This window comes from Pseudomonas sp. NPDC087598, assembly GCF_044743525.1.
Lineage (GTDB): Bacteria > Pseudomonadota > Gammaproteobacteria > Pseudomonadales > Pseudomonadaceae > Aquipseudomonas.
This window is the reverse complement of sequence record NZ_JBIUWQ010000154.1, coordinates 1-1414: the sequence shown is the minus strand read 5'-3', so window position 1 is coordinate 1414 and position 1414 is coordinate 1. Positions and strand designations below refer to the sequence as shown.

Annotated in this window: 1 protein-coding gene and 1 pseudogene; both read right to left on the bottom strand. The window is 55.9% G+C overall.

What is annotated here, in order from left to right; translation table 11 throughout:
* Positions 1 to 1309 (bottom strand): annotated as a pseudogene (gene atpD, locus ACIOWE_RS30195) (F0F1 ATP synthase subunit beta); the annotation flags it as partial.
* A 27-nt stretch (positions 1310 to 1336) separates the two neighbouring features.
* A partial coding sequence (locus tag ACIOWE_RS30190) for a hypothetical protein (RefSeq protein ID WP_401398619.1) occupies positions 1337 to 1414 on the bottom strand: 78 nt, incomplete at its 5' end.

Sequence of the window (1414 nt, the reverse complement as noted above, 5' to 3'; positions counted from 1 at the left end):
AATCATACTCACACAACACCAAGAAAAAAAAGCCATAAATGCATTCTTTCAGGAAAACGTATTAAACAGAATCACATGATAAGACTTCAGCCACGAAGAACTGATGCGACAAGAAGCGCTGGATCTTACGAGCACGGTTTACCAACTGCTTGTCGGCTTCCGACAGCTCGTCCATACCCAGGATCGCGATGATGTCCTTCAGCTCTTTGTAACGTTGCAGAACGTACTGAACGCCGCGAGCGGTGTCGTAGTGGTCCTGGCCGATTACGTTCGGGTCCAGCTGGCGCGAAGTCGAATCCAGTGGATCTACCGCTGGGTAGATACCCAGGGAAGCGATGTCACGGGACAGAACGACGGTGGCGTCCAAGTGGGCGAAGGTGGTCGCTGGCGACGGGTCGGTCAAGTCGTCCGCAGGTACGTATACCGCTTGGATCGAGGTGATCGAACCTTCCTTGGTCGAAGTGATACGTTCTTGCAGAACGCCCATCTCTTCAGCCAGGGTCGGCTGGTAACCTACTGCCGAAGGCATACGGCCCAGCAGTGCGGATACTTCAGTACCGGCCAGGGTGTAACGATAGATGTTGTCGACGAACAGCAGAACGTCGTTACCTTCGTCACGGAACTTCTCGGCCATGGTCAGGCCGGTCAGTGCTACGCGCAGACGGTTACCCGGCGGCTCGTTCATCTGACCGTAAACCAGTGCCACTTTGTCCAGAACGTTGGAGTCCTTCATCTCGTGGTAGAAGTCGTTCCCTTCACGAGTACGCTCACCAACACCCGCGAACACTGAGTAACCTGAGTGCTCAATCGCGATGTTACGGATCAGTTCCATCATGTTTACGGTTTTGCCTACACCGGCACCACCGAACAGACCGACTTTACCGCCTTTGGCAAACGGGCAAACCAGGTCGATAACCTTGATGCCGGTTTCCAGCAGGTCGTTGCCGCCTGCCTGTTCAGCGAACGAAGGCGCTGGACGGTGAATACCCCAACGCTCTTCGGTGTCGATCGGGCCAGCTTCGTCGATCGGGTTACCGAGGACGTCCATGATCCGGCCCAGGGTCGCTTTACCGACCGGTACGGAAATGGCTGCGCCGGAATCGGTAACTTCCAGACCGCGCTTCAAGCCCTCGGTGGAACCCATCGCAATGGTGCGAACCACGCCGTCGCCCAGCTGTTGCTGAACTTCCAGAGTGGTTGCGGCCGCGCTCTGAACTGTCAGCGCGTTGTAGATGCTCGGTACGCTGTCGCGTGGAAATTCCACGTCGATAACGGCGCCGATGATTTGAACGATACGTCCGCTACTCATAGCTGGATCCTCTGAATATTTGAACCGTTAAACCGCGGCAGCGCCGCCGACGAGTTCCGAGATCTCTTGGGTGATCGCAGCCTGACGCGCCTTGTTGTAGATCAG